Consider the following 24,644-nt stretch of genomic DNA (forward strand, 5'->3'; position numbering starts at 1 on the left):
TTCTATGACTCACACTACCTCAGATGAATCGCGGAATGAACCGGTCGATACAACAATTGATGGATTAACTGAGCAAAAACAGTCTCCTTCACCAAGGCTTTCTCGTCAAGGGTGGGGATTATGGCTCTTAGGTGCATTACTGCTGGCAGGAGGAACCTGGAGCATTCTGCAATTGACTCGCTCTACCCATTCACCAGAAGCCGCCTTAGTCCCAGCGATGCCTGCGGCGGGCGGAGCCATCGCAGTTGAAACCCTAACTATTCGTTCTCAACCAATCGTCAATACTTTGGAACTTTCTGGTTCAATTCGCCCTGTCGATCAGGCAACCCTATCAACGCGGGTTATGGGAAGGATTACCAAGTTGTCGCTAGAATCAGGCGATCGCTTTCGTAAAGGTGAAGTTCTGGCTCAGATTGATGTCACAGATATGACTGCCCAAACCAATCAGGCGAAGTCTGGGGTTGTTCAAGCTCAGTCTGTTGTAATGCAACACCAAGCAGAATTATCGCGCTCTCAAGCAATGTTGAATCAGTTTGAGGAGCAAAAAATCGAGACTCAGGCGGCGCTACAGTTAGCAACTATCGATCAAAGGCGGATGGCAACCCTGCGGGCAGATGGGGCTGTTTCCCAAGAGCAACTGGATCGGGCAAACACTGTCCTCACCCAGGCAAAGTCTAAGGTTGCTCAGATTAACGCCGGGATTCGCCAAGCAGAAGCGGCAATTAGTCAATCTCAAGCAGCGATCGCTCAGTTCCGTTCTGCTGTCAAACAGGCAGAATCTGGTGTCACCTCCGCAGATATCAATGAAAGCTACGGAACAATAATTGCCCCCTTTAATGGAGTTGTGATTCAGAAGTTGGCTTATGAAGGGGAAATGGCAACTCCAGGAACGCCATTGCTAAAAGTCGAAAATCCAGAAAAACTTCAGCTAGAGATTGCTGTACCGGAAGAGAAGTTGCGTTTCGTGCGTGTTGGTCAATCAGTCAAAGTACGGTTTGATGCCGTCAATCAAACTCTCAATACTACCATTCAACAAATTGTTCCAGCCGCAGACCCAAAATCTCGCAGTTTCTTGGTCAAAATCCCTCTCAGCAATTCTGGCAGGTTAATTTCTGGGATGTTTGGGAGAATTACTTTGCCTTTAGGTGAAAAACAGCAAACAATGCTCATCCCTGCGGATGTCTTGATGCAACGGGGGCAATTACAAGGGGTTTATGTGGTAGAAAAAAGCGACTCTCAACCGATCGCTGTTTTACGTTGGGTAAAAGTCGGGAAAGTGCAAAACAAACAGGTAGAGATTGTTGCCGGATTGATGAGTGGCGATCGCATCATTACCAACAAAATCAATCAACTCAGTGACGGACAAGCGATCGCAATTGAGCAATAGGGAGTGGAGAAAATTATGCAGAACGAATCTAATGGTCATCAATCCCCATCTCCTCATCTCCACAAATTGGGATTTGTTGGTAACTTAGCCAAGAAATTCATCGACTCCAAATTAACACCACTAATCATTCTGGTGGCGTTACTGTTAGGGATTGGAGCAACCCTGATTCTGCCACGGGAAGAGGAACCACAAATTACCGTCCCGATGGCAGATGTATTTGTGCAAATGCCGGGAGCATCGGCGAAGGATGTCGAGCAGCGCGTCACTGCACCGATGGAGAAGTTGATTAAGGAATTGCCGGGAGTGGAATATGTTTACTCGACTTCCAAACCCGGCTCATCTCTAGTAATTGTGCGATTCCTAGTTGGTCAAAATACAGAAGATTCTATTGTTCAGCTTTATAACAAACTCTACGCCAACTTTGACAAGATTCCGCCCGGTGTTTCCCAACCTTTAATTAAGTCACGAGCGATTAATGATGTACCCATTCTTGCTTTATCTTTATGGGGAGAACAGAGTACTGGCGCAGAATTACGGCAAATTGCGGCTCAATTAGACGAACAAATTAAGCAAATTCCCGATGTTTCTGAAACTACAATTATTGGTGGACAGAAGCGACAACTGAGAGTAGAACTCGACCCCACCCGACTAAATGGATTTGGATTAACACCACTAGAAATTTCCCAGGCTTTGCAGTCTCAGAATGTTGAACTTGCTAGTGGTGCTTTAAGTCAAAATAATCAATCGTTTCTAGTTAGAACTCAAAGTTTTATTCGGTCGGCTGAAGATGCCAAAGGACTTGTAGTTGCTGTTGCAAATAATCAACCCGTTTATTTGCGAGATGTGGCGATCGTTACCGATGGTTCAGAAGAACCCGCCAGCTATGTATTTTTTGGACAAGGAAGTAGGCGAGGGGAGGAGCAGAAAAGCATCACCCAAAATGCTAGTGAAACTGAAGCAGTGACGATCGCGATCGCTAAACGCGCTGGAGCCAATGCCATTCAGGTGTCTCATCGAGTTCTCCACAAACTGGAGCAAATTAAGCATAACTATATTCCTCATAATGTCCATTTGACAGTCACTCGTGACTATGGTGAAACAGCCGCAGAACGTTCTAATGAACTTCTGTTTCATATGCTAATTGCTGTCGTTTCTGTGACGTTGCTGATGTGGTTTGTGATGGGGAAAAAAGAGGCAATGGTGGTGGCTGTCTCGATTCCAGTCACTTTATCATTAACTCTGGCCAGCTTTGTTTTTTATGGATTCACACTCAATCGGGTAACATTCTTTGCCTTAATCTTCTCAATTGGGATTTTAGTAGATGACGCGATCGTGGTCGTGGAAAATGTCGGTCGTCATCTGGAATTACCAGAAAATAAAACCCGCTTACAATTGTCTCCAAATCGCCGCCGCACCCTGAAACAGATTGTCTTAGAAGCAGTGGATGAAGTTGGTAATCCGACGATTCTGGCAACTGTGGCAGTAATTGCGGCAATTTTACCAATGGCGTTCGTTGGCGGCTTGATGGGGCCTTATATGCGCCCAATTCCTCTGGGTGCTTCGGCGGCGATGATCTTCTCAGCACTGGTAGCATTTATTGTGGTTCCCTGGACAACAATGCGAGTATTCACTGGCTCTAGTCATGCTGCTCATGCTCACGGGGAAGATGCTCTGAGTAAATTGTATCGGCGCTTTATGTATCCTCTGGTGCATTATCCGCGTCGGGGAACGGCTTTTTTGGTGGCAACTGCGATCGCTTTAATCCTAATTGTGGGCGGACTGGCAGGATTTCGTTTAGTTATCCTCAAAATGCTGCCCTTTGACAACAAGAGCGAGTTACAGGTGGTCGTAAATATGCCTGAAGGCACGACGCTAGAGCAGACTGCTAGAGCGACAAGAGAAATGGGACAATATCTTGCCACCGTTCCCGAAGTAATTAACTATCAAAGTTATGTTGGTACAGCTTCACCTTATAACTTCAATGGTTTAGTGCGGCATTACTTTTTGCGATCGGGTGCAAATGTTGCTGATATTCAGGTGAACTTTTTGCCCAAGGGCGATCGCCAACGTCAGAGCCATGATATTGCTAAATCAATTCGTCCCAAACTGAAGGAAATTAGCGATCGCTACAATGCTCGGATTCAAATTGCTGAAATTCCACCCGGCCCCCCGGTGCTGCAAACGCTAGTGACAGAAGTCTATGGCCCCGATTACAAAGGTCAAATCGACCTCGCCAAGCAAATTTATCAATTATATCAGTCAACTGATGGTGTTGTTGATGTGGACTGGTATGTAGAAACTCCGCAGACGGATTATCGATTAGTAATTGATCGTGAGAAAGCTACACTCAACGGTATTAGTCCCACCCAAATTTCCCAAGTCTTGCAAATGGCAATTTCTGGTGAAAATGTCGGACTTTTACATGATAAAAATGCCCGTGAGGATGTGGCGATCAATCTGCGTTTCAGCCAATCAAGCCGCACTAGCTTAGAGGATCTCAAATCTCTTAACCTCAAGGGCGCAAATGGCAATCTAGTACCTCTGAGTTCCTTGGTGAAAACAGAAACAGCGATCGCTGATACTAGCATTTATCACAAAAACTTACAGCCTGTTGTCTATGTTCTGGGTGACGTGTCTGGCAAAGTCGAGAGTTCTGTTTATGCCATGCTCAACCTGCAACCAAAAATCAATAAACTGACTCCCGCAACAGGTGCAAAAATTCAGACTTACCTGACTGAACAACCCCCAACCACTGAAACCTACTCGATTAAGTGGGATGGCGAATGGCAAGTTACTTATGAAGTCTTCCGTGACTTGGGCATTGCCTTTGCAGTAGTGCTTGTACTGATTTATGCGCTGGTGGTGGGTTGGTTCCAATCATTTACAACCCCATTAGCAATTATGGCTGCCATTCCCTTTTCTCTAATCGGAATTATGCCTGCTCACTGGTTAATGGGATCATTTTTTACAGCCACATCGATGATTGGCTTTATTGCTGGAGCCGGAATTGTGGTGCGGAATTCCATCATCTTGGTAGATTTCATCGAGTTACGTCTGAAAGAAGGAATGCCTTTAGAAGAAGCCGTAATTGATGCGGGAGCCGTCCGCTTCCGGCCGATGCTGTTAACCGCCGCCGCCGTAGTTGTGGGATCGGCAATTATTCTTGCTGACCCGATCTTTCAAGGGCTAGCAATCTCGCTGATGGCGGGTGAAGTTGCATCCTTGTTACTGTCGCGATCGGCAGTACCAATCCTCTACTATAAACTCTGGCGTAAGCGCAAAGGAATTCAGAAAGATGCCAATACTGAAGTAGCTCAACCTGTTGTCGAAATGACGAGTAACGGAATGATCGGATAACGCGATGATGAGACTTTTCACCCACCTATCATTCCTCCCGTTCTCTTAGCAGTCTGGCAAGTCAACTTTGCAGAGTCATGGGAAGAAAATAAAATTTTTTCCTCCTGCTTCCCCTACCTGCCCTAACCCATCATTTTTGGGTTGCCAGACCACTAATTTCTTCATGCTAGAGGATCTGGCGGTTCGTTTTCTAGGTGTTCAACCCGGTGTTGACGTGATAGGTAGGCAATACCTTTCGGTTAAGGGGGAAAGGGGAAGGGGAAAAAGTAGAAGAAAACCTTTAACCCTTAACCTTTAACCTTTTCCCAAAACCAGATTACAAGTTAAAAATGCTTAACCGAATAGTATTGGATAGGTAGGCACTATACAGTAGAACTATGCCAAAGACAATAGCGATCGCTTTGGTAGAAACCATTCCTGCCACAATTGCCCCTGCTGCCTTAAGACGAGCTATTTACTGATTTAATGCCGCCGAATTTTCTGCCTGTTCTCTAGACTAAACACAGGCATAGGTCAACACTTCGGAAATTTTAGCAATTTTGTCCTGGCTGTTCACAAGCACCAATACTCACCCAACTGCTAGATAGTTTACCATCTAGCTCGCTATACCACTCCTTCTTCCAAATAGGTGCATTATGCTTTAGGGTATCAATTGCATAGCGACAAGCTTCAAACGCTTCACCACGATGGGGACAGCCAACTGCAACTAATACGCTAATTTCTCCTACTTGCAACCGCCCAACGCGATGATGAATCACGACTCGCTTGACATCCGGCCAAAAGGTGCGAATATCAGCAGCAATTTGATAAAACACCCGCAACGCCATTGGTTCGTAGGCTTGATATTCTAAAGCAACAACAGGTTGTCCATCAGTATTATTCCGAACCATACCACTCATGACCACTACTGCCCCATTAGCTGGGTCGTCAGCCTTAGCGTAGATTTCTTCAAGAGACAATGGTGCAAAAGTAATAGCAAAGCTATCTTCACCTCTAGGCTTAATAGGAGCAGTAAATGTACTTATCATAGTTTAGTTCATATATCGGATCATTAAGCATCCTAAGGCTTAAGGCCCAGTCTTTTATGTTAGCCAATTTAGCACAAATTACTTGAGAGGTATTGTCTGAATTAAAGCTGACCCGCTACAAATGCATCAATATCGGACTCATATTTGATTTTTGAAAAAAATCAGTACATCGTTACCTGCCTTCTTTGCTATTGCCTATTGCCTGACTACACAAGTAGTTCAGTAATCAAACCAGATTCCTATATAAAGCAAAACTTACTCGCCAATACGCTGAAATTTCAGCGTCAATATGTGCTGCTTGTGGTCAAATCTATAGTCAATATAGAAATCATATTTGATTAAAAAAACAGTAAATTGTTACCTGCCTTCTTTGCTATTGCCGATTGCTCTCCTATCGCGCTTCGCGGATCACACAAGTATATTCAATAATCAATCATTTCACGTTGCTGTCAGTTCTAAACTTTGATAGATTAACGTCGAAGATAATGGTATAAGTTTTGAACAGCAGTATTGCGATCGCATTCCTTACATATTTAACATTTAGATAGTCTTATCTAATACATAAGTAAAGGTATAAGTTAAGCTATTTATCGTAAAATTTCAGACTAGTATTATCGTATTATTACTGCCAAAATCCCAGTCTGGACAGGCTCAGAATAGATGATAATTTTGCTGATAAATTCGCAAACATATAATTTCTTTCTTTAGAGTAATTACTAAATGTATCTAAGTTGCGATTGATTGTACAGCTATGCCCTTTAATAAGAAAAAATTCAAATTTTAACTCATACTAAATAACTAGTTAAGGAGAAATTACAAAGTGCAGCGTCGGCAAGCAACCGTGACCATCTTAATGGCTGATGATGATGAAGATGACATTATGTTAGTACGTGAGGCATTTACACTCAGCCAATTGCCGGTCTACTTACATACTGTAAGTAATGGTGAGGAGTTGATGGATTATCTTTATCATCGTGTGCAATACAATGATCACAGGCTTGCTCCACGTCCTGATTTAATTTTATTAGATTTAAATATGCCTAAAAAAAATGGGCAGGAGGCGCTGCAAGAAATTAAAAACGACATCCAATTGCGATGCATTCCCATCATTGTCCTGACCACTTCTAAAGCAGAAGAAAACATCTACAATACCTATAGTTTGGGAGCTAATTCATACATTGTTAAACCAATTACATTTTCTGCCTTATTAGAACTGATGACAACTTTAGGTAAATACTGGCTTGAAGTAGTGGAATTACCACTAACAACTGTGGGAGGGAAAAATGAACACAAACCCAATCAGAGTTCTACTTGTTGATGATGAAGAAGACGACTATCTTTTAACTCGTGATTGGTTTAGAGAATTTCAAGTATCTGGTTGCGAGCTGTCATGGGTAGATAATTATGGCATGGCTGCATTGGCGATCGCACAAAACCAATATGATATATATCTTGTAGATTACCGCTTAGGCATCCACAACGGTCTAAAACTGTTACGTGAAGCTATTGCTAACGGCTGTCATGCACCCATAATTTTGCTCACAGGTCAAGGCGACAGAGAAGTTGACCTAGAAGCCATGAAAGCCGGAGCCGCAGATTATTTAGAAAAAGGTCAGTTAACAGCACCTTTACTAGAACGTTCTATTCGTTACGCTCTTGAACGTCAACAAACACAACAAAAAATCCGCGAACAAGCAGCTTTACTTGATGTAGCCACCGATGCCATTTTTGTGCGAGATATAAACGACAACATCTTATTTTGGAACCAAGCAGCCCAAAGTTTATACGGTTGGCGAAAAGAAGAGGCAATTGGAAAAAATACACAAGAACTGTGGCAAGAAAAACACTTATCTCGTTTGCAAGAAGCATTATATATGTTAATGAAAAATGGTTCTTGGCAAGGAGAGTTACATCAAAAAACCGCATCTAACAAAAAAATTATTGTCGAAAGCCGTTGGACATTAGTCAGAGATTTTGCTAATCAACCACAATCAATTCTGGTTGTGAATACAGATATTACTCAAAAACAACAACTAGAAGCACAATTTCTCCGCGCACAACGATTAGAAAGCATTGGCACCTTGGCTAGTGGTATTGCTCATGACCTCAATAATGTCTTGGCTCCCATTTTGATGACCGCCCAACTTTTAGAATCACAATTACAAGATGAGCGTTCACGCAAACTTATACCAATCTTAATTGGTAATGCTAAACGTGGAGCCAATTTAGTTAAACAAGTACTATCTTTTACTCGTGGTGTTGAGGGAGAGCGAACCCTATTACAATGCAAGCATTTAATTATTGAAATCCAGCAAATTGTTAAAGAAACATTTCCCAAAAGCATCCAAATTACGACCGGAATTCCACAAAATTTGTGGACAATATCTGGTGATGCAACGCAACTACATCAAGTGCTGATGAATTTGTGTGTCAACGCTCGTGATGCCATGCCCAATGGTGGAATACTGAACATTACCGCAGAAAATCTCTTGGTTGATGAAAATTATGCCAAAATGCACATTGATGCTCAAGTTGGCCCTTATGTTGTAATTTCTGTAATTGACACGGGTCTTGGGATTCCAACAGAAATATTAGACCGCATATTTGAGCCATTTTTCACTACAAAAGAACTTGGTAAAGGGACTGGACTTGGCCTTTCTACAGTATTAGGAATTGTCAAAAATCACGGTGGTTTTATCAATGTCTACAGTGAAGAAGGAAGAGGCACTCAATTTAAAATATATTTGCCAGCACAGCAAATAACTAAAACAGAAGAAGATTTAGAACCAGAATTTCATCAAGGTAATGGAGAATTAATTTTAATTGTTGATGACGAAGCAGCTATTCGTGAAGTGACTAAAACCTCTTTAGAAAAATATAACTATCAAGCCATTACAGCCAGCGATGGAATTGAGGCGATCGCTTTATATGCCGAACGGCAACAAGAAATATCTTTAGTTTTGACTGATATGTTGATGCCTTTTATGGATGGTATCACTACAATTCGCACTTTGCAAAAGATTAACCCAGATGTCAAAATTATTGCTGTTAGCGGATTAGCTTCTAGTGATAAGGTAAATACAGTGTATGATATGGGTATTAAGGCTTTTTTATCTAAACCTTACACAGCTAACCAGTTATTACAAGTGATTAATGTTATTAAAAATAATAACTAGTTCAATGAAAAAAAGGAAACAGGGAATGGGCAACAGTTAAGATAAGCTAGTAGGTTGGATTTAACGAGGTAAAACCTAATATACTAGAACTTTTTTAATTACGAATTACGAATTGGTATTACCCATGACATCTGAAGTTTTAGCTGTTAATGTAGCTTTTTATCGGGCTTTTGAAAAAAAAGATATTGAAGCAATGAGTGCTGTATGGTCACAGGGAACAGAAAGTTTATGTGTTCATCCAGGGCGTAATGCTTTGCGTGGTTGGAAAGCAATTCGCACTTCGTGGGAAAAAATATTTCAAAATACCGCATATATAGAAATTAATATCGATATTGTTACTACACAAGTAAATGATAATATTGCTTACATTGTCCTAATTGAAAATATCTTACAAGTTCTTGGGGGCAAAAGAATAGAAGCACAATCGATGGCGACAAATGTATTTCAGCATTTAGGTGGCAAATGGTATTTAGTTCATCATCACGGTAGTCCAATTATTCGTTAAGTCATTTCTCAACAGATAGGAAACACAAAGCTAAAGGATGAAATTACCCTGTGGGAAGCCATCCAAAGGGTGTCTACAGACTTTACACTTCATCCTTTATACTAGCCTCTGGCAAGCCGCTAAAAGCGTCTACACACTTCATACTTTTCCCGATTAATCTCCAATCAATTCCACCGCATCTCGTTCATCGAAATCTTGTAAGTAAACTTTGACTATTTCTTCTTTAGAGGTAGGTAATTGTTTGCCGATAAAATCTGGGTGAATTGGTACTTCTCGATGGCCTCTGTCTACTAAAACAGCTAAACGAATAATTTCTGGTCTGCCATATTCGGTGACAGCATTCAAAGCCGCACGAATTGTTCTGCCTTTAAAAATTACATCATCGACAAGGAGAACAGTTTTTCCAGTCAGGTCAAAAGGGATGTCTGTTTTGGCTGGAGTCCGCAACCCAATTTTGTCAAGGTCGTCCCGATAAAAAGTGATGTCTAAAGCTCCTACAGGTACGCTTATACCTTCCAGTGCCTCAATTTGACGCGCTAATATTTCTGCTAAAAATACTCCTCTGGTATAAATCCCTACGAGTACCAACTGGGATAAGTCACGCGTTCTTTCTACAATTTGAGAAGCCAAGCGGTTTAAGGTACGGCGCAGGTCTTCTGATGAGAGAATTTCAACTACTTTTGCAGACATAGCATTTAGTCAAGGGTCAAGGGTCAAGGGTCAAGGGTCAAAATATTGACTATTGACTCAATTAGCAATTTGCTATTTCTATGATTACTTGTTTGGGAGTAGAAATAATATAGCGATCGCTATTCCTAACCACAATAAAAAACTATCACGAGTCAATTGCAAAGCTTGGTGAATGGTAGTTGGCGTTATTGGGTAAATCGCATCTCCTAACAGTGGTTTTTGTTTGGCTACCCCACGATACCAATTTGTCCCTCCCATTTGCACGCCCAAAATCGCAGCATAAGCACATTCACTCCAACCAGAGTTGGGGCTAGGGTCTAAAATGGCATCTCTGCGACAAATGCGCCAAACTTGCAATGGCTTCCCCGATAACAGTGCCAAAGTAATTACCGTTAACCGACAAGGTATCCAAGTTAAGCAATCTTCTAACCGCGCACTAAACCAGCCCAAATAAGTGTATGGTGCTTCCTTATAACCCACCATTGAGTCTAGAGTGCTGCTGGCTTTGTATGCTAATGCTAAAGGAATTGCCCCGACATTTGGTATACAAGCACCAATAACAGCATAAAACAGTGGAGCCATCACACCATCGGTCGCATTTTCGCTCACCGTTTCTAAAACTGCCCGCAAAATTTCTGCTTCTGAAAGGTTTTGGGTATCTCGACCAACATAATTACTTAAAGCAGTCCGCGCCTGGGGTAAATTTCCGGCAATTAAAGGTTCTAAAACATCTGTTGCGGCTTTTCTCAAACTTCTCAACGCAAAACAGCTGGCCAGAATAATGCTTTCTATAACTATTCCTAAAAGTGGATGCAACCATCTGGCAGCTTGAATTATTGACCAACCTATAAAACCGCTACCAATGATTAAAATTAACCCTAGTAAAATTCCGGCAATTTTTTGTGTTATGGAATTTTGACATATATGTAACCAAAATTTTGTGAGGCGAGAAATTACCCATCCCATTGCTTGTACTGGATGAGGCCAACCCCAAGGATCACCTATTAAAAAATCTAAAAACGCGGCGATGATGAATATCATTTGTGCTTTGTCCTCTCTTACAAAGTTCTGAGCGGAGGAAGCCTCCGCTCAGACTTTGCGCTTTGTCATTTGTTCTTGGGGTCATACTAATGGACTAATGACTAATGACCGTTAACTAAACTACAAAACTCGCCTCTTCCCCTAAAGATGCTTGCCAACTGCGAGCGTCGTAATACAAATCGGCCAATGTAATACTGTATAAAGCTTCTTTGAGTTTTTGGTTGAGTCTTTGCCAGAGAGTATATGTTACCCAATCTTCTGCTTGTGCTGGGGTTGGGTGACGATCTGGTACATGGCTAATAGTTTCGCCAACGGCTTCTAATATTTGTCCGATAGAAATTTTAATAGGTTCTCTTGCTAATTGGTAGCCGCCTATGCTGCCACGAATAGATTTTACTAAACCAGCACGACGCATTTCTATTAGTAATTTTTCGAGGTAAGGTGCAGGAATATCTTGACGTTTGGCGATCGCTCTTACAGAGACCGGCCCATAACTTGGCTGTAAGCTTAAATCTAGCAATGCCTTTACACTGTAATGTCCTTTGGTAGTTAGCTTCATTATTTCTTCATCACAAGGTTATAGTACATAACCAAAAATCAATAGTTCATAGTCTAAATATTGACTATGCCAATTTTAGATTTTAGATTGCCGATTTTAGATTTTTGAGTTCATGCCTTACCTCTTGTGGGTAAAACAAATCCAAGTATTCACCCATCACTTAGCCCCTGAAGAAGGGTGGCTGGGGTCAATCCAAAATCCCAAATCCAAAATTGCTTGACTGTTGACTATTGACTAGAGAACAGGTTTACTTATCATTCTTTGTTCCAACAATCAAGCTGAATAAGTAGATTAACTTTTTAGCTGACTTTAGAAAACTTAAACAAATATAGTTTAGCAGTATTTCACACTTTATATATAGTGATCAGGATTGTCGATATCTACTCAATAGATTGTCTTGACATTATTGATAATTGTGCAACAATTCTGGCTAGGATTGTAATATACTTGGCTAGGCTGATATAAAAAATAAAGGATTTTGTTCCTAGTATCTCAACCTCAGCTAAAATAAAATCGATTCAACAACTTCAACCATTCATTTTCCATCTAAGTTGATGCCTAAACAGAAAAAAATTGAACCCCTAGTCGGTGAAGATCTGCTCAAAAAAGTCAAAGAGCTAGAGAACCTTAGCAAAGAAGAAAAAGCTAAACAGTGCGGCTACTATACCGTTACTAAAAATGGTGTAGAGCGTGTCAATATGATGAAATTCTTAAACGCCCTCATTGATGCTGAAGGTATTCAGTTAGATACCTCACCCAATGCAAATGGTCGCGGTGGACGCAGTGCTAGCTATCGAATTAGTGTACAATCCAACGGTAACTTACTGATAGGTTCAGCTTATACAAAACAGATGAATCTTAAACCAGGTGATGAGTTTCTGATCACTTTAGGGAAGAAACATATTCGCTTGCGGCAAGTAGATCCAGAAGATAGAGAAGGTCTGGAAGAAATAGAAGCCACAGCTTAATAAATAGACCAGAGTCTAACACAATCAGTCAATAGTCATGAGTAAAGACCATTGACCAAAAATTTACCAGACGCGGAGAATGTAAGACGGAGAAAGCAACGCTTCTGCAAACTCCGCACATGGTCGCATTAGAGCGAATTAATTTGTGGAGACTAAAAAATTATTTCTCTTGACTTAAAACCCCTAACTATTAGTTAGGGGTTATTGTGGTGTGTTTACTTCTTCTGCTACCATTGTCTATTGACTATATCTATTATTGATAGCACTAGTAATATAATTGTGAAGTGTTTTTCGGGTAACTGCCAAATTGCAAGTTAAGGCAATTTGCTCCTTTTCTAATAAACCTAAAATTCGCTCTTGGTTGTCTCTCGCTACTACGGGTAACTGATGCAAACCACGCAAAGCCATCCGATCTAAAGCTTCAGATAAAGGTTCATCTCGCCAAGCATAAAGAATTTCAGTGGTGCAGATATCCATGAGTGTTTGACTAGATAACTCAGAGGGAATTCCTGTAGCAGAATCTTGGTAGTTTTTCCAGCGAGCAAGAGAGCGATTAATATCTTCTAAAGAGATAATACCGACTAACTGCTCGGCTTCATTAATTACTAAAGCACTGCGTGTGCGATCGCGGGTCATTTCCATCGCCGCTTCTAGTAAACTAAAAGTTGCTGGTAATTTTTTCGGGCAGGAAAGAACAGCATCTTCAACTAAAATTTGCTGCACAATTTCGGCTTGTTCATCTTTTAAATCAGCCAGACCGAATTGTTGAAGTTTCGAGTTAGAGTTAACATTTGGCTTAATTTGATCTATTAACCATACACTCAAACCCACCGCCGCCATCAAAGGTAAAACAATGCGGTAGTCACGAGTTAATTCAAACAACATCAAAATTGCGGTTAGTGGCGCTCTGACACTAGCGGCTAACACTGCTGCCATTCCTACCATTGCATAGGCAGGTGGTGCAGCCATATATGCGTCAATTCCCGGAGCTATAATGCATAAAATTTTGGCATAAGCCGAACCAAACGAAGCACCCAAAAACATAGCTGGTGCAAACAAACCACCTACAAAACCACTCCCTGCACTAATGGCTGTCATCAGCAACTTGACAACCAGCAACGCCACCAACAGAGAGAGCGAAAACTCCACATCTTGAAGCATCGCTTGGACAGTGCCATAACCAATGCCTAAAATTTGCGGGAATTGCAAAGCCACCAAACCCACAATTACGCCGCCAATAATCGGATGAATTGACTTAGGAATGCGTTTAAAAAACCCAAACCCAGGAACTGAACCAGCAAAGCAAGCCTTTGCTAACCTAATTAATTCTGTATAAGCCAGAGAAACTAAACTTGCTCCTAAACCCAAGCCAAGATATAAAGGTAATTCAAAGGGACTCCGGACTTGGTAGACAGGTAAAGCAAAAGCAGGTTGTGCGCCTAAACCAATTTGAGCGACTAATGCGGCTACAACTGCGGCAAGTAGCACCACACTCACCGCCGAAGTTGCAAAAGATGTCGCCCCCATAACTACTTCTAGCGCAAAAAATACCCCCGCGATCGGAGCGTTAAATCCAGCAGCTAACCCCGCAGCCGCACCAGCACTTAAAAGCAAACGCTGACGCTCTTGTGAGACTTGGAGGATGAGAGACAACAACATCCCGAAATTAGCACCAATTTCGACACTTGGCCCCTCCGGCCCCAGAGAAGCACCACTTCCCAAAGAAACAGATGCAGCGAACATCTTTGTGACTGGTCTTAAGGGTCGCTTAATCGCTGTTCCTTGCGAAGCTGCTATTAAAGATGACAAACCAGGGCCAAAATCTTGAGTGCGCCAGCGCATCAATCCCACAATTAATCCGCCCATAATGGGGACACAGGCTAATGTCCAAGCTCCCCAAGTACCAATGACGCTCATTAAATCTTCCAGCATTAGATGATGAACCAGCTGGATTAAATAGTGAAACGTCACTACGCCCATACCAGTACCGCCACCAATCAGTACGGCTAAAAATAGCACAACTGTTTCTGGTGAAGGTTGAAAACGATTAACTAGATGTGTAAAACGGCTCGAAGGTGTAGGAAAGGCAGGTTCTTCCATTACCTTCCTGAGGTTGGTGGGAGGCAAGAGAGTCATGGAAAAGTTAGGGTAAATGTAAGAAAAAATTTAAGTTTTAATCTGTTACTTCTCATTGTGAGCCATTATTTATCAACCGGACAAGTTAAGTTAGATGAGTTTGGTTGACTAAGCTTTAATTAGAAAAAATTTTGCTGCCAGAAGAGCTACATCAAAGAAAATTAATATTCAGTGGGCTGCGATCGCTGCTATGGTACGAATAGATAGTGTCACAATTATCTGTAAAAAATATAGTATCTATAAAATTGAGTAAATTTACTAATGGTAAGCAACAAACAAGAGCCATCCTCATTAAAATCTAGCTATACTCATGTTGCGACCATTAAAAATTCCCTAATGGTCTGTCAACCCAAATAATAATGATGGGTGAAGACAGACAAGGGAGGTAGTGCAGTCTTGGGGTCTCACGCCACTCCCCTCCAGTCGGCAAACCCGCCTACGGCGGTGGCTCCCCAAGTCGAGAAGGCAGCGAAGTCATGGCGGAACCTCTATTAGGGGGCTGCCCTCAACTGCCGTAAAGCAGGGAAAGTGGAAAAGAAAGAATTTGATTTTCTTACTATTAACCCAGCAAAGTTGACTTAACCCAGTAGTAAAACACTTTGTGTATGATTGGCTAATGCTTTCATCCCACATCGTGAATCCTGCTAAGGATTGTTCAACAATTCAATATAACTATTTTTATAAAGCGAGTAGATGGACTAGGCGGACAAGGTAGATGAATACACCCATCTTTGATAATCATTATGTTACTTGCCCTATTTGCCAAAGGAATACTAAACCCAAACCAATCAAGGCTTACATGGGTTTGTTTACTTGCCCCTATTGCCAAGAAAAATTAGTAGTTTGTCGTAGCGGCCATTATGTTCGCGATCCTTTTACTTTAAAGCAAATCATGCTTTGTGCGTCACTGCGCCGACAAAGCAGCCCTTTTGCCAGAATAGCCAGAGATTTTCTGCCTTTCAAAGGGCCTTTAATCGCTTTAGCAGTAGGCAGCGCGGTTTTATTCAGCATGATGAGTATAACTCAGCAAAATACTAATCACGACGAGCCACCATTGCCAAAAACTGAAAAAATTCACGAAAACACTAAAAATTAGGAATTAGGCTAATTTGCGTTTAGAAATACTATTTTTGAACGCAAATTATGTATTAATAGTTAACACAAAATATATTAATACTTTCACTCATGGATGAGAAAGCGGGCAATACGGTTCAACTTATTTTTAAAATCTGAAATCTTGGACTAATTTTAGTAATACTGAACATAATTAATCTAATAAATACTAGGTAATAAAAACTAATTAATACTAATTGCAATTTAGATTGTTACTTTAATATTTATCAAACAAAAAAGATAAAATATTACACTAGTAATTACTAAAGTTAGTAATTGTTTATTTTGAATCAGCGTTCAGAATTTAACCGCAATTTTTTCAAGTTGGCATCTGTTAATGTGCTATCAAATTTAATGGTTCCGTTAGCGGGATTATTAGATGTAATGTTTTTAGGACATTTAACGGAAATTCGTCATTTAGCAGGTGTGGCATTAGCAACCATTTTGTTCAATTACATTTATTGGACATTTGGTTTCTTACGTATGAGTACAACGGGAATGGTAGCACAGGCACTTGGACGTAAGGATAATCAATCAGTTCTATTGATTGGGTTACAGCACGGGATTTTAGCATTAATATTAGGATGTTTCATCCTGATATTGCAACAACCTTTACAACTGTTGGGGTTTGCAATTTTAAGTGCCACACCCGAAGTGAAAAAATCTGGAATTGAGTTCTATAATGCTTTAGTCTGGGGTGCGCCTGCAACGCTGATTAACTTTGTGTTGATCGGTTGGTTTTTGGGACAGGCAAAAAGTAGTAAAGTGTTGTTACTTTCAGCCGTTAGCAACTGTGCAAATGTTTTACTTGATTATCTATTTATTGTTAAATTCGGATGGGAAAGTAGAGGGGCTGGTTTAGCAACAGCTATCAGCCAATATCTGATGCTTATAATTGGTCTTGTACTGTGTTATCCAGAAATTTCATGGCTACATCTCCAAGCCTTAAAGAGAAAAGTATTTGACCTGTCCGCCTTAAAGTCAGCTTTAATGCTTAACGGTGAAATTATTCTTCGGACTTTTGCCTTGATCTCGACAATGGCGATATTTACAAACCTCAGTTCCATGTTAGGAACCCAAATTTTAGCGGCTAATACCGTGCTGATGCAAGTTGTGGGCTTGACAGCATATTTTATTGATGGTTTGGCATTCGCTACTGAAAGTTTAGCCGGAATTTATCAAGGTAGCGGCAATAAGAGTTATTTAAAACAACTGTTACAAATTTCTCTAATCAGCAGTTTGATTATTGGGTTAACTTTTGCTGCTGTATTTATTTTGGCTCCACAACCACTGTTTAAGTTGTTGACTAATCATAATGAAATTATTCTGACATTGTATTCTTATGTTCCTTGGTTACTACCAGTTTTGGGATTTGGTTCTATTGCTTATGCACTAGACGGTTATTTTTTAGGACTAACTCAAGGTTATATCCTGCGTCAAGCCATGCTCACAGCCACCGCAATTGGTTTTATTCCATTAGCTATAACAGCGTGGTATTTCCGTAATAGCCATCTATTATGGCTATCAATGGCTTCTTTTATGGCAGCAAGAACAATAACTCTAGCATTGCGCTTACCAAAAACAGTGACTAAATAAGCTATTACCCTACCCTGTTGTATACTAGTCGTTTTTCTAGGTTATACTCTCCCCATTTTTCTGATGCTAAATGTAGAGATAAAACAGCATCATAGGAGCATCACAAAATATTGCGGAGAATTTTATGTCTTCATTACTGGCACTGTCTAATAGTTTAGCCGATATAGCTGAACAAGCAGGAGGTAGTGTAGTTGCACTCAATACTGGTAAACGTATTGCTCCAAGTGGGATTCATTGGCAAAACGGTATCATTGTCACTTCGGATGAGTCACTTCAAAGTTACGAAGACATCACCATTACTTTATCAGATGGACAAAATAAACCAATTTCGTTCCTCGGTCATGACCCTAGTACTGATATAGCTGCATTTCAATTGCAAAATCATGAACTTCCTACAGCACAAGTTGGCGATGCGACAAAACTCAAGGTTGGCCATTTAGTGCTGGGATTGGCAAGAAGTAGCGAAGGCGACTTAAGAGCAGCAATGGGAGCCGTCAGTGTAGTTAGTGGTGCGTGGCGAAGTATAAGCGGTGGTAATATTGATCAATTCATTCGCCCTGATATTACTCTTTATCCTGGTTTTGCAGGTGGGCCACTCGTAGATGCTGCTGGTTATGTAGTTGGGATGAATACATCGGGGCGACGCGGTACGGCTTTAACTATTCCTGCGGTGACAGTCGAGCGCGTAGTAAATCAACTGCTCACTAAAGGGCGGATTTCACGGGGCTATTTAGGTGTAGGAATGCAGGCTGTACGCTTGCCTGCAAACCTGAAAACTGCATTAAATTTACCGACAGCAACGGGAGTGATTGTCGTCAATGTTGAACCTTCTGGGCCTGCCGATCATGCTGGACTGTTATTAGGAGATGTGGTAGTAACATTTGATGGAATTGCCGTCAGTGATACGGCTGATGTACTAGCACTGCTGAATAATAGCGATCGCATAGGTAAAACTGTCCAGATTCAGATTGTCCGTGGTGGCGCATTAGTCCAATTAGATGTTGTCATTGGTGAACGGCCTGCTGAATAAATATAGCAATCCTATTTGATTTACAAACTACTCGTAGGGGCAGGCAATAGGCAATAGATTTGTTTGGCACTCCTACACGGGTTGCTCTAATTACTACCGAATCAAAGCAATTATGATTACACAATTTAATGATGAACTATCAGCAGTAGCCGCTAAACTTCGTCAAAGCACAGTCAAAATTAAAAGCGGCACTACAAGCGTCGGTTCGGGTGTTATTTGGCAAGCTGACGGGTTGATTATTACAAATGCTCATGTAGCAACCAGCTTACAGTTAACAGTCGAACTATCGGATGGTAGAGAATTTCCGGCAGTGCGATCGCACTTTGACCCCCAGCAAGATTTAGCCGCACTGAAAATTAATGCCACAAATTTAAATACTGCAACTCTCTGCGATCGCGATCAGTTACGAGTGGGAGAATTAGTTTTGGCAGTAGGAAATCCCTTAGCTAATAGTGGTGCAGTCACTATCGGGATTGTTCACACTCATCATCCACAAGCAGTGATAGCAGATTTACAGCTATACCCTGGTAATTCTGGCGGGCCATTAGCTGATTGTCTTGGTCGAGTTGTTGGCATTAACACAATGATTGTCAACAATTTGGCTGTGGCAATTCCTATCGCTACTGTCAACCGCTTTTTATCTAATAGTCAACGTCTGCAATTAGGAGTAACACTGCAACCTGTGGTCTTAGGCAGACGATCTTTCGGTTTACTAGTATTATCAATACTTCCTGGTAGTGTAGCGGAAAACGTCGGATTACAAATTGGTGATGTGTTAGTTGGAGTTTCAGGAAGGTCTTTAACACGGCCAGATGACTTGGCTAAATACCTGCATCAAACTCACTTGTCTATCCCATTACAAATCCTCCGAAATGGTCAGCAATTTGTAGTTTACATCACCCGGAAAAATGTTGTGGAGGTAAGATGATTCGGGTGATAGTGGTTGCGGCTTCGCCTGTGGTGCGGGCAGGTTTATCAGCAGTGGTAAGCCGTAACCCGCAATTAACAGTTGTGGGCAGTGTATCTAGTTTAGATGCATTGCCTGAAGAAATTGAGCAATTACAAACAGATGTAGTTTTAATCGATCTAGGTACTAACCCAGGAACAACAATATGGGACAAATTGCAGTTGTTCCCAGAACAGCAAATTATAGTGATTGCCGAGGATATCGATAGAATTGACCTGGAAACAGCATTTCGTTTCGGTATCCAAGGTATATTATCTAGTACCAGCACAGAGACAGAAATTATTGCAGGTATTGAGGCAGTTGCTTCTGGTTTAGTAATACTGCACCCTGATTGTTTGAAATTGCTGTCGATGCGGGAAAAAGTGTTAGCTAATCCCGTGCAAGCCCTAACTCCACGAGAAATAGAGGTTTTAGGAATGCTCAGTATTGGGTTAGGAAATAAAGTAATCGCAAAACGTCTGCAAATTTCTGAACATACTGTCAAATTTCATGTCTCATCAATTTTTCAAAAGCTTAATGTTTCATCTCGTACTGAGGCGGTGACTGCTGGAATTAGATTAGGTTTAATTATGCTTTGATAATTAGTCTCTAACGTACTTAATGGAAAAATTCAGATTGTACAAGAATGATTGGAAATTTGAGTTTTAAAGCTCAGATTGGAATTTGAATCATAAATTTTGTACCTTTGCCCAAAACAGAGTCACAATTCAATTTACCACCGTGGGCTTCTTCCACAATTTGTCGAGAAATTGCCAGTCCCAAACCAGTTCCCTGACCCACAGGCTTAGTTGTAAAAGATGGCTCGAAAATTTTAGCCTGCACCTCAGACGGCATACCAAGAGCATTATCTTCAATACAAATTAAAACGGTTTTTTGTTGATCATTTACAGATGTAGTAATTACGATGGTGTGAGGGCAAGCAGTACCTATCTCCCGATTTGAACGGTTATGATGAAGGTCATCAAATGCATCAATAGCATTGGCGATCACATTCATAAATACTTGGTTGAGTTGTCCGGGATAGCAATTAATTGGAGGTAACTCACCGTATTGTCTGACAACCTCGATTTTAGGACGATCTCCTTGGTCTTTCAGCCGATGTTTTAATAACATTAAGCTACTATCAATTCCTTCATGAATTTGAAACTGTATCTTAGACGAAATATCAGATCGAGCAAAGGTTCTTAAAGAGAGGCTAATCTCTTTAAGATGTTTAATTCCTTTGTGCATTGAGAAGATAAGTTTTGGTAAATCCGCCGTCAGATACTCTAAGTCAATTTCTTCAACAAATTCTTCAATTTCTGGCTCTGGATGTGGTAGTTTTTGCTGTTGTAGCTTTACCAAATGCAGCAAACTATTCACATATTCTTCAATATAAGAGCAATTTCCACTGATAAAACCTATTGGGTTATTAATTTCATGACCTATGCCGGCAATAAGCTGTCCCAGAGTGGACATTTTCTCACTCTGTATTAGTTGTAGTTGAGTTTGTTGTAGCTGATGTAGAGATTGAGTTAATTCCGAGGTGCGTTCTTGCACTCTTTGTTCTAGGGTGCGGGTAAGATGAGAAATTTTTAGGTGTAACTTTAATCGAGCAATGACTTCTTCCTGTTGGAAGGGTTTGGTGATGTAGTCAACTGCGCCCATTTCCAATCCTTTCACTTTGTCTGTGGCATCAGACAAGGCAGTCATAAAAATGATCGGAATATTCTGAGTTATGGTGTTGGCTTTTAGTCTGCGGCAAGTTTCAAATCCGTCCAAACCGGGCATCATCACATCCAGGAGAATGAGTTCAGGATGGGCGTATTCTGTTTGTTCGAGTGCCGATTCTCCATCTGTTGCCATGAGTGCTTTCCAACCACATCCTTGAATCGCTTCAGATAGCACCTTCAGATTAGTGGGATTATCATCCACCAATAGGATATGTATGGGCTTCAAAAGAGCTTCGGTCATCATGAACATGACTCCGTTGTTAAAAATGATTTGAGAAATTTACGGATTTTTGCAGTTTGAAAGTTGGCAGTGAATTTGCTCAACTGGGTTGCGAAAGGAGTTAACTGATTGTCTTGTTCCATTAGCTCTTTTATTATTCCCTCGATTGTGGGGATATCTCCCATCATGGCTAGATGATAGAGTTGCTGCAAAATCTCCCCGGATGGTAAAATCAACTCGTTATTATCTACTGGCTGATTCTGGGTAGATACCTGCTGCGGTTGAGACTGAGTATAGATCCAGTCAACTTCTAGTAGCGATCGCTTCGCTGCTACCTCGAAGGCAGAACGCAGTGCATGCAATAGTTCATCAATTTGCAGGGGTTTAGGCAAAAATGCTTTTGCTCCTGCTTGCAAACTCCGTTGCCAATTTTCTTCAAATACGTTGGCACTAGAAACAATAATCGGAATCGAACGAGTTTGGGGATTCTCTTGTAAGTGAACCATTAGTTCAAAACCATCCATATTAGGCATTGCTAAATCCAGCACAATGACATCCGGCTGATGTTCAGTTGCAAGTTGTAGCCCATGTTTGCCATCGCTGGCTTCCAAGGTTCGACAGCCAATTCCTTGTAACAGACTGGTCAAAATAGCGCAGTGGTTGCAATCATCATCAACAATCAGAATTTGAGGCACATGACCCCGAAGACCTACGATTTTTTGGTGGGTTGAGGCGATAGTTTCTATCTGCCAATCATGGGAGACTGGGACTGGTACTGTCAAATCCAGCCAAAATAGACTGCCTTCACCTAAACGACTCTGTACTTGAATTTGGCTGCCCATTAATGCTGCAATTCTTTGACTAATGGCTAATCCCAACCCAGTACCTTCAGATTTCCGTCCAGCCTCACCTACTTGCTCAAAGGCTAAAAAGATTTTCTCTAGTTGGTCTGGTGACATCCCAATACCCGTATCTTCAATCTGAAAGCGAATCTTTTGATGTGTGATTTGTGTAGTTTCGTTTGTTGGTTGCGGTAATTCTTGCTCAATCACATCTACTTTAAACTTCACGCTACCGTTGTCTGTGAATTTGATCGCGTTACCTAGTAAGTTGATCAACACTTGCCGTAACCGCTTTTCATCTACTTGAATCGCAACTGGGAGACTCTCATCGATTAAGACTTGAAATTTAATTCCTCTTTCATCAGCTCGAATACTACAAATCTCGGTAACACTATGTAAGAATTTTGGCAAATTTACATTAGTCTCAACCAATTCTAATTTCCGAGCTTCGATTTTTGAAAGGTCGAGAATGTCATTGATCAGCATCAACAAATGTGTTCCACATTGGAAGATAATGCTGACTCCTTCTAGGTCTTTCTCTTTCAGGTTGGGCGATCGCTCCAGCACCTGAGCAAAGCCAAGGATACCATTAAGCGGTGTGCGTAGTTCATGACTCATATTGGCGAGAAACTCGCTTTTTGCTTGGTTAGCAGCATCAGCAGCTTGCTTGGCCTCTAGCAGTTCACAAGTTCGCTCTTCAACTTTAAACTCCAAGGTTTTCGAGTAATCTAATAATTGACCATTGGCAATTTCTAGTTGCTGATTAGCTTCTTCTAACTTTTGCTGTTTATAAGCATTGGTTGTGGCAATTACGCTGCTGATAAACGCAGCTAAGGCAGGTGTAACCGGAATCAGCAGACCAGACAACAACATCCCGTAGCCACCACCGATAAATGCGCCACTGATACCTACAGTTGCCCAAAGAATTTTGCCACCTGGAATCTTTCGCCCAGTATGCACAGTAGCTAAATACCAACTACCACCAGAACCAATCAAAGACCACAAAAGAATCCAGAACCATAAAGCTATGTGTGAAATGCCGTGGAGATTTGCTTTGCCTGTTTTTGCTCCTTGCACTAGTTGATTGGCGATATTGGCATGGATAACTACACCTGGTGTAGGTTTTTGGGCAGAAATTAAAGTAGAACTGAAGGGTGTGCTAAAGAAGTCATTGGTACTGGCAGCAGTTGAGCCAATAAACACCATGCGATCGCGCATCAGGTTTGCTGGAATTTTCCCAGCCAATACATCCCGCATCGCAACTGTGCGGAATGCTGTTTCTGAACCATACCAGTTAAGTAAAATTTGATAGCCACCAACATCAGTATCAGAGTAACCTGCTTCTTGATTTTGTAGTGGTAGGTAGATTTGATTACCTAAGCGAAACTTCTGCTGCTTTTCATCAACAGATTCTAATGTGATTTTTTCAGCTTCAAGGTACTTGAGGGCTACAAGGGTTGCTAGTCCTGCTTTAATTTTTCCTTCTTCTTTGGCATCGACTGCTGTTAGTAAGGCTCGACGCACATGGCGATCGCCATCTAAGACTAAATCTGCTAATCCTACGCGATCGAGTTTTTTCAGTTCTGGTGGTGCATTGACACGTTCCCCAGTCATTTTCTCAACGCCAATCAAATTAGCACTGTTGCGGAAGACTTTAACAAGTTGCTCATGTCCACTGCCCTCTGGTAAATCTCTATAAAGATCTAAGCCAATAGACCGGGGTTGTTGCGCCTGAATTTTTTCTAGTAATTTGGCTAATGACCAATCTGGAATTGGCCATTTACCAACTGATTGAATATCGTGTTCATCAATTGTTACAATGACGATTTCGTCAGCTATGGTATTTTGTGAACACGCAACAAGGGTACGTGCTTCGCAAGAACGCTGTCGTATCCATTCATCACGAAGTTTCCACTCAGGCAAATTAAAAATTCCCAATGACTGCCCAACAATAACTGTCAGAGCAACACTGGGAGTAATAATCAAAATACTGCGAGAGCTTTGGATGAAAGCTTGGAATTTACGCCACATAATTTCGCCAGAGCTTTAAATAATATTGAAGAGAATTCGTCAGCCATGACTCTACTCATTTCTGGTCTGGAATTTAATCAGAGGTAAGGGAAAAAATCAACAAAGTTCTTTCCCTTTAACCTTGCCCTTTTTCCTCCTCTTATCTCAATACGGTTCGGTTAAAGGGGAAAGGGGAAGAAAAAACTTTTAACCCTTACCCTTTAACCCCTTCGGGGTGACGCTCGCAAGCTCGCTAACGCCAGTCGCTCATGGGGAGCCAGTCTCGTGGGCGGCTCTGCCGACTTGA

Annotated in this window: 18 protein-coding genes; 11 read left to right on the forward strand and 7 right to left on the reverse strand. The window is 41.3% G+C overall.

The genetic code is table 11. The features are described 5' to 3' along the window. Positions 1–4 precede the first annotated feature (4 nt). Positions 5–1,387: an efflux RND transporter periplasmic adaptor subunit gene (locus H6G76_RS28365; protein WP_190708580.1), complete on the forward strand. Its 1,383-nt coding sequence runs from the start codon at positions 5–7 to the stop codon at positions 1,385–1,387. A gap of 15 nt (positions 1,388–1,402) precedes the next feature. Beyond that, a complete protein-coding gene (locus H6G76_RS28370; protein WP_190708582.1) occupies positions 1,403–4,744 on the forward strand; it encodes an efflux RND transporter permease subunit in 3,342 nt (1,113 codons plus the stop codon). A gap of 530 nt (positions 4,745–5,274) precedes the next feature. On the opposite strand, the gene H6G76_RS28380 is transcribed toward H6G76_RS28370, so the two are convergent. After that, entirely contained in the window at positions 5,275–5,772 is a 498-nt protein-coding gene (locus tag H6G76_RS28380; RefSeq protein WP_190708584.1) for a molybdenum cofactor biosynthesis protein MoaE, read from the reverse strand. An 820-nt stretch (positions 5,773–6,592) separates the two neighbouring features. Between H6G76_RS28380 and H6G76_RS28385 the strand changes: the two genes are divergently transcribed. From H6G76_RS28385 to H6G76_RS28395, 3 genes are all read left to right on the forward strand, one after another. Then, positions 6,593–7,090 (forward strand): response regulator, encoded by a 498-nt coding sequence (locus H6G76_RS28385; protein ID WP_190708586.1) that lies wholly within the window; start codon positions 6,593–6,595, stop codon positions 7,088–7,090. Further along, positions 7,056–8,948 carry a response regulator gene (locus H6G76_RS28390; RefSeq protein ID WP_190708588.1) on the forward strand — a complete coding sequence of 631 codons (1,893 nt, stop codon included), beginning with the start codon at positions 7,056–7,058 and terminating at the stop codon, positions 8,946–8,948. Before H6G76_RS28385 ends, H6G76_RS28390 begins: the two co-directional genes overlap by 35 nt. Before the next feature lie 124 nt (positions 8,949–9,072). Next, entirely contained in the window at positions 9,073–9,453 is a 381-nt protein-coding gene (locus H6G76_RS28395) for a nuclear transport factor 2 family protein (RefSeq protein ID WP_190708590.1), read from the forward strand. 153 nt (positions 9,454–9,606) lie between these two features. Here the strand turns inward: H6G76_RS28395 and pyrR are convergent, their stop codons facing one another. From pyrR to H6G76_RS28410, 3 genes are all read right to left on the reverse strand, one after another. After that, entirely contained in the window at positions 9,607–10,143 is a 537-nt protein-coding gene (gene pyrR, locus H6G76_RS28400; RefSeq protein WP_190708592.1) for a bifunctional pyr operon transcriptional regulator/uracil phosphoribosyltransferase PyrR, read from the reverse strand. A gap of 84 nt (positions 10,144–10,227) precedes the next feature. Next, positions 10,228–11,184, reverse strand: coding sequence for an adenosylcobinamide-phosphate synthase CbiB (cbiB, locus tag H6G76_RS28405; protein ID WP_190708594.1), 957 nt, complete (start codon positions 11,182–11,184; stop codon positions 10,228–10,230). A 115-nt stretch (positions 11,185–11,299) separates the two neighbouring features. Continuing rightward, the gene (locus H6G76_RS28410; RefSeq protein ID WP_190708596.1) at positions 11,300–11,743 is read right to left on the reverse strand and encodes an RrF2 family transcriptional regulator; all 444 of its coding nucleotides are present in this window, start codon (positions 11,741–11,743) and stop codon (positions 11,300–11,302) included. A 554-nt stretch (positions 11,744–12,297) separates the two neighbouring features. Between H6G76_RS28410 and H6G76_RS28415 the strand changes: the two genes are divergently transcribed. Then, positions 12,298–12,711 carry an AbrB family transcriptional regulator gene (locus H6G76_RS28415; RefSeq protein ID WP_190708598.1) on the forward strand — a complete coding sequence of 138 codons (414 nt, stop codon included), beginning with the start codon at positions 12,298–12,300 and terminating at the stop codon, positions 12,709–12,711. A 237-nt stretch (positions 12,712–12,948) separates the two neighbouring features. On the opposite strand, the gene H6G76_RS28420 is transcribed toward H6G76_RS28415, so the two are convergent. Beyond that, positions 12,949–14,847 carry a chloride channel protein gene (locus tag H6G76_RS28420; RefSeq protein ID WP_190708600.1) on the reverse strand — a complete coding sequence of 633 codons (1,899 nt, stop codon included), beginning with the start codon at positions 14,845–14,847 and terminating at the stop codon, positions 12,949–12,951. A gap of 715 nt (positions 14,848–15,562) precedes the next feature. On the opposite strand from H6G76_RS28420, the gene H6G76_RS28425 reads away from it, so the two are divergent. The 5 genes from H6G76_RS28425 to H6G76_RS28445 all read left to right on the forward strand — a co-directional run bounded on the left by H6G76_RS28425 (position 15,563) and on the right by H6G76_RS28445 (position 20,131). Beyond that, the gene (locus tag H6G76_RS28425; RefSeq protein ID WP_190708602.1) at positions 15,563–15,943 is read left to right on the forward strand and encodes a hypothetical protein; all 381 of its coding nucleotides are present in this window, start codon (positions 15,563–15,565) and stop codon (positions 15,941–15,943) included. A gap of 302 nt (positions 15,944–16,245) precedes the next feature. After that, positions 16,246–17,556, forward strand: a complete 1,311-nt coding sequence (gene gntT, locus H6G76_RS28430) for a guanitoxin biosynthesis MATE family efflux transporter GntT (RefSeq protein WP_242056547.1) — start codon at positions 16,246–16,248, stop codon at positions 17,554–17,556. Between the two features lie 124 nt (positions 17,557–17,680). Continuing rightward, positions 17,681–18,586: a S1C family serine protease gene (locus tag H6G76_RS28435; protein ID WP_190708604.1), complete on the forward strand. Its 906-nt coding sequence runs from the start codon at positions 17,681–17,683 to the stop codon at positions 18,584–18,586. A gap of 112 nt (positions 18,587–18,698) precedes the next feature. Further along, positions 18,699–19,514 (forward strand): S1C family serine protease, encoded by an 816-nt coding sequence (locus H6G76_RS28440; RefSeq protein WP_190708606.1) that lies wholly within the window; start codon positions 18,699–18,701, stop codon positions 19,512–19,514. Further along, positions 19,511–20,131, forward strand: a complete 621-nt coding sequence (locus H6G76_RS28445; protein WP_190708608.1) for a response regulator transcription factor — start codon at positions 19,511–19,513, stop codon at positions 20,129–20,131. The genes H6G76_RS28440 and H6G76_RS28445 overlap by 4 nt, the downstream gene beginning before the upstream one ends. Positions 20,132–20,204: 73 nt before the next feature. Here H6G76_RS28445 and H6G76_RS28450 read toward each other — a convergent pair whose 3' ends face one another. Further along, on the reverse strand, positions 20,205–21,509 hold the full coding sequence (locus H6G76_RS28450; RefSeq protein ID WP_190708609.1) for a response regulator: 1,305 nt from the start codon (positions 21,507–21,509) through the stop codon (positions 20,205–20,207). After that, positions 21,506–24,358 (reverse strand): CHASE2 domain-containing protein, encoded by a 2,853-nt coding sequence (locus H6G76_RS28455; RefSeq protein ID WP_190708610.1) that lies wholly within the window; start codon positions 24,356–24,358, stop codon positions 21,506–21,508. Before H6G76_RS28455 ends, H6G76_RS28450 begins: the two co-directional genes overlap by 4 nt. Positions 24,359–24,644: the final 286 nt, after the last annotated feature.

The sequence above is a fragment of the Nostoc sp. FACHB-152 genome, from assembly GCF_014697475.1.
Classification (GTDB): Bacteria; Cyanobacteriota; Cyanobacteriia; order Cyanobacteriales; family Nostocaceae; genus Nostoc_B.